Raw genomic sequence first — 5,167 nt, 5'->3', positions numbered from 1 at the left:
CGCGCCCTGGGTCTCGGCCTTCGGCGGCACCGGATAGATCTCGGCGGTATCGATGAAGTTGATGCCAGCGTCGACGGCGCGATCGAGCTGCGCGAAGGCCTCCGCCTCGGTGTTCTGCTCGCCAAAGGTCATGGTGCCCAGGCAAAGCTCGCTGACCCGCAGGTCGGTCATCCCCAAGGGACGCTGATTCATAGCCACTCCTGTTCGTTAGATCGCAGCGCAAGTCGGTTGAGGTCGAAGCCGCTGATCTCAACCTAGCTACAAGAAATGATCTCTACTATATGGGCTCGAATCGAGATGGCCTCAAACGAGATTCAGTTGACGCAAGCCGCCTCCGCCACATCGCTGCCCCCCACCACGCGAGCCAAGTGGGCCAAGTGGTCCAACTGTGCCAAACAGACCTTGACAGCCGCCGCCACTGATAGTCAGACAGACTCGGCGAAAAATCGCCAACATGCTGCGCGCTGCTTAAGTCCGGCAGCGAGCGCGCATGCTGACCACTTGCATGCTGATCACTCATGACGCTCGACCCTAGCCTCTTCTCGCCTTTCGCGATCTGGACCGCCGTCATCCTCTACGGCATCTGTCTGCTCCTCGCGCTCTGGCTCGCACCCTGGCGCAAGCTCTTAGAGGCACGCCTGACTCATGTCTTCTTCGGCGCCACCGTAGCACTGCTGTTGCTCTGGCAGATGGAGACGCAGGTCCAGCCCGGGCTGTCCTATCACCTGCTCGGCCTCACCGCGGTAACCCTGATGTTTGGCTGGGGGTTTGCCGTCATCGCCGCCTCGCTGGCACTGCTCGGTATCACCCTCAACGGTGGCGGCGCCTGGGACGGTTTCGCGCTGAATGCGTTGGTCTCCGGCGTGCTGCCGATCAGCCTGACCCTGATGCTGCTGATCCTGATTCGCCGCTTTCTGCCGAAGCAATTCTTCGTCTACGTGCTGGTCAACGGCTTTCTGACCGCCGGACTGGTCGGCGTTGCCATGGGCTACATGGCGGCCTGGCTGCTGGCCGGCTCCGGTGCCTACAGCATGGCCGAGCTGAGCCAAACGGTGCTGCCGTTCTTCCCGCTGATGTTCCTTCCAGAGGCGATGCTCAACGGCTGGATCATGGTGATCCTGGTTGCCTTCAGGCCGCATTGGGTGTACTCGTTTTCTGATTTCGAGTACATCAAGGGCAAGTAGGTGCAGCGTGGCAAGCGCGCCTCTAGCAAGCGCCTTGCGTCCGGGGCCGCGATGCATGATGAACCTCAGGAGCAGTATCGATGCGATGGGTAGGTAAGGTCATTGGCGGATTCATTGGGCTCGCCGCCGGCGGCCCCTTCGGCGCCATGCTGGGAGCCGCGCTCGGCCATGGCGTCGACCAAGGCCTGAAGAAACTGCAGCGCAACGCGCAGCTACCGCCGGGTGATCGACAACGCATCCAGAGCGCCTTCTTCACCGCCACCTTCTCAACCATGGGCCACCTGTCGAAGGCCGATGGGCGGGTCTCCGAGGCCGAGATCGCCCTCGCCGAAAGCATCATGGCCCAGCTTCGGCTCTCGCCTGAGATGCGCAGCGCCGCCATCAAGTTGTTCCGACTCGGCAAGTCCGCTGATTTCGACCTGCCCGCCGTGATCGAGACCTTCCGCTGCGAATGCCGTGGTCAACGCTCGCTGATCCAGATGTTCCTCGAGATCCAGATCCAAGCCGCCTATGTCGACGGCGAGCCCACCTTTGCGCAGCGCCAGGTGCTGAGCCAGATTCGGGTCGGTCTGAACGTGCCCGAGATCCTCTTCAAGCAGCTCGAGACCCTGGTGCGGCTGCAGCGCAATTTCGCTGGTAGCGCTGGCCCCCAGGGTGCCGGCAGCGCGGGGGGCGCTGGACGCACCGGCGGCAGACGCCGAGCAGCACCCACCCGGGCCCCCAATCTCCGAGAAGCCTATGCGTTGCTCGGCGTGACGCCCAAGGACTCCGACGCCACCATCAAGCGCGCTTATCGCCGACTCTTGAGCCAGCATCACCCCGACAAACTCGTCTCGAAAGGGCTGCCCGAGGAGATGATGAAAATGGCCACCCAAAAGACCCATGAGATCCGCCGCGCCTACGAGATGATCCAAAGCGCGCGCGCCACGTGACCGCCTGAGCAGGCGCCCGCACCCGAGCCAAGCATTCCAAGCACCCGACAAAAGGCCAAGCCAGCCAACGCCGGTGCATTCAGCCAATTGCCCAGCCCAACATCCAGTACCAGCCGATCTAGGCTTATCGCCGATGCAGCCCCCAACGCCCCAATGACCAGACCCGACCAGCCCGACCAGCCCGACACCGAAGCCGTCGAGCATTATCTGCTCGACCTGCAAGATCGCATCGGCCAAGCACTCGAAGCCGAGGATGGCGCTGGCGTTTTTCGCGAGGATGCCTGGACGCGACCCGGTGGAGGCGGCGGCCGCAGTCGCATCCTCGAGGACGGCGCGGTGTTCGAGAAGGGCGGGATCAACTTCTCGCACGTGCATGGCGATGCGCTGCCAGCGACCGCCAGCGCCAGCCGCCCCGAGCTCGCCGGCCGTAGCTTCCAAGCCATGGGCGTCTCGCTGGTCATGCACCCGCGTAACCCCTATGTGCCGACCTCGCACATGAACGTGCGCTTCTTCATCGCCGAGAAGCCCGGCAGCGAGCCGGTCTGGTGGTTCGGCGGCGGCTTCGACCTCACGCCCTACTATGGCTTCGATGAAGACGTGCGCGATTGGCATCGCTCTGCGCGTGTCGCCTGCGCGGATTTTGGCACGGACGAGGAAGACGCCGCCGCCCTGCATGCCCGCCTCAAGGACGCCTGCGATCGCTACTTCTACCTCAAGCATCGCGCCGAGCCACGCGGTGTCGGCGGCCTGTTCTTCGATGACCTCAACCACTGGGGCTTCGAGCGCAGCTTCGCCTTCATGCGCAGCGTCGCCGAGCAGTATCTACCCGGCTACCAGCCCATTGTCGCGCGTCGAAAAGAGACGCCTTACGGCGAGCGCGAGCGTGAATTTCAGTGCTACCGGCGCGGACGCTACGTCGAATTCAATCTCGTCTACGACCGCGGCACCCTCTTCGGCTTGCAATCTGGCGGCCGCACAGAATCGATCCTGATGTCGCTGCCACCTCAGGTCAGCTGGCGCTACGACTGGCAGCCAGAGCCAGGCTCCGAAGAAGCGAGACTCTACGAGCACTATCTCGTACCGAAGGACTGGCTGGCCCTGCCGAGCTGAGCTGAGCTGAGCCGAGCTGAGAGCATCACCGGCAGCCGATCTCTCTGAAGTCTAGCAGCCCAAGATAGTGGCCCTCATCGAGCCACCATACGAATAGCTGATGGCGATGGCGGTGTATCATCCATCGGGCTCCTTCAGGAATCGTTGCGTGAATTTCCTGAAAAACTCACAAAGCCAAAATAAATCAATCATAAACGCGCTAAAATCGTTGCACGAATCGTTGCAAACGCGATCCTGAAGACACCTTGGCATCCATCGCCGACCTGCGCTCCGCGCTCGCGCGCGATCCGCCTGTTTCGAGCAGCGAGCTCTGTCGCCGTTTGGGCGGTATCGATCGCGCCACACTCCTGCGCTGGGTGCGTCGACTCGACCCCGCGGTCTTGCGCCTGGGGAAGGCTCGGCGCTCAGCCTATGCGCTGCGTCGTGCGCTGCGCGGGCGGCAGACGCCAATCCCGCTGTATCGGATCGACGCGACCGGAAACGGACACCTGCTGGGGCGTCTGAGCCTGATCGAGCCCGTGGGTAGCGCCTTGGAGTGGGTCGAGCCCTGCCCCTGGCCGCTCGACGATCAGATGGCCGACGGCTGGTTTGAGGGTCTGCCCTACCCCCTCTACGACATGGCGCCACAGGGCTTTCTCGGCCGGCATTTCGCCCATCGCCATGCGCGATTACTTGGTGTCAGCGAACGCCTAGCGGACTGGACGGATGCCGACATCGCGCATGTCTTGGCGACGCTCGGGCAGGATCAGCCCGGCGATCTGATCCTTGGCGAGGCGCCTTACAAGGCCGAGCTGCAGACCCGGGCGCAGCGCCAACCCCAGGCCCGCGAGGATTATCCGGCGCTGGCTGAACGGGCCTTGGCCTTTGGCGATGCTGGCTCATCAGCTGGCGGTGAGTGTCCCAAGTTCGCCACGCTCATCGAGCATCAAGGCGAAGCGATCTCAGTGATCGTCAAGTTCTCCGGTGCCGATGAGACGCCGGCTGTAAAGCGCTGGTCAGATCTGCTCGTCGCCGAACATCTGGCGCTTGAGACGCTGCGCTCGGAGTTGGCCATCCCGGCCGCGCAGAGCCACATCGAACACCAGGCTGGGCGCTGCTTCCTAGAGGTCGAGCGCTTCGATCGGGTCGGACGCCAGGGACGCACCCCGGTGTGCAGCTTGGCCAGTCTCAACCCGGCCTTGATCGGCCTTGCCGGCGAGCCTTGGCCGGAGAAGGCCCAGCGCCTGCATCAGCAGGGCTGGCTCACGCTCGACGCCTGCGAGCAGATCCGCTGCCTGTGGTGGTTCGGTCGGCTGATCGCCAACAACGACATGCACGATGGCAACCTCGCGTTCCGGCCAGGCCTGACCCTCGCGCCGGTCTACGACATGCTGCCCATGCAGTATGCGCCGACGCGCAGTGGCGAGCTGCCGCCGATCAACTTTAAGCCAGCGTTGCTGCCACTACCGGGCGATCAATCCGCTTGGCTGCAGGCCCGCGAAGCCGCGATTGGCTTCTGGAACCGCTGCGCTGATGAGCCCAGTATCAGCAGCACCTTCAGGAAGATCGCTGCCGACAATCGCGCGGCGCTCATGCGGCTCGAGCCAGCAGCTCAAGCCGGCCAGATGGTTGGAAACGAAACAGGAGAAACTGATGGCCCTGACACATAAGACGGTGCCCAAACCGCAAGCCATTCTTCAGGCATGGATGCCGTTCAAGGAAGTGGTCGGCGTGACCTCGGTTCACTCCGAGGAAGACTACACCCAGGCGCGGGCAACCATCGAGGTCTTACTGGATGAGATCGGCGACGACGAGCATCACCCCCTAGCTGATGTGCTCGACTATCTGGCCGACCAAGTTGCAGCCTATGAAGAGGTGCACCATCCCATCCAGGAGTCCGAGCCGAAAGAGGTGCTCCGCTTCCTGATGGACCAGCATGGGTTGAAGCAGGAGGACCTTGCC

6 protein-coding genes are annotated in these 5,167 nt (G+C 63.2%); 5 read left to right on the top strand and 1 reads right to left on the bottom strand.

The annotated features are described in order from the left end of the window. Positions 1 to 192 (bottom strand): aldo/keto reductase (locus VBE63_RS24505; protein ID WP_323685635.1); only part of this gene is annotated, 192 nt, incomplete at its 3' end. 326 nt (positions 193 to 518) lie between these two features. On the opposite strand from VBE63_RS24505, the gene VBE63_RS24500 reads away from it, so the two are divergent. From VBE63_RS24500 to VBE63_RS24480, 5 genes are all read left to right on the top strand, one after another. Further along, complete coding sequence (locus VBE63_RS24500; protein ID WP_323685634.1) at positions 519 to 1,184, top strand: energy-coupling factor ABC transporter permease; 666 nt, start codon at positions 519 to 521, stop codon at positions 1,182 to 1,184. A gap of 80 nt (positions 1,185 to 1,264) precedes the next feature. Beyond that, positions 1,265 to 2,116 (top strand): co-chaperone DjlA, encoded by an 852-nt coding sequence (gene djlA, locus VBE63_RS24495; protein WP_323685633.1) that lies wholly within the window; start codon positions 1,265 to 1,267, stop codon positions 2,114 to 2,116. A 153-nt stretch (positions 2,117 to 2,269) separates the two neighbouring features. After that, positions 2,270 to 3,226, top strand: coding sequence for an oxygen-dependent coproporphyrinogen oxidase (gene hemF / locus VBE63_RS24490; RefSeq protein WP_323685632.1), 957 nt, complete (start codon positions 2,270 to 2,272; stop codon positions 3,224 to 3,226). A 245-nt stretch (positions 3,227 to 3,471) separates the two neighbouring features. Next, a complete protein-coding gene (gene yjjJ / locus VBE63_RS24485; protein ID WP_323685631.1) occupies positions 3,472 to 4,875 on the top strand; it encodes a type II toxin-antitoxin system HipA family toxin YjjJ in 1,404 nt (467 codons plus the stop codon). Next, a partial coding sequence (locus tag VBE63_RS24480; RefSeq protein ID WP_323685630.1) for a hypothetical protein occupies positions 4,859 to 5,167 on the top strand: 309 nt, incomplete at its 3' end. The genes yjjJ and VBE63_RS24480, both read left to right, overlap by 17 nt.

The organism is Lamprobacter sp. (assembly GCF_034860625.1).
Lineage (GTDB): Bacteria > Pseudomonadota > Gammaproteobacteria > Chromatiales > Chromatiaceae > Lamprobacter.
This window is presented reverse-complemented; position numbering and strand designations above follow the sequence as displayed.

Excerpts from the sequence above, each read along its gene's own strand:
- VBE63_RS24500 (WP_323685634.1), top strand. The coding sequence starts at position 519 with ATGACGCTCGACCCTAGCCTCTTCTCGCCTTTCGCGATCTGGACCGCC.
- hemF (WP_323685632.1), top strand. The coding sequence starts at position 2,270 with ATGACCAGACCCGACCAGCCCGACCAGCCCGACACCGAAGCCGTCGAG.
- djlA (WP_323685633.1), top strand. The coding sequence starts at position 1,265 with ATGCGATGGGTAGGTAAGGTCATTGGCGGATTCATTGGGCTCGCCGCC.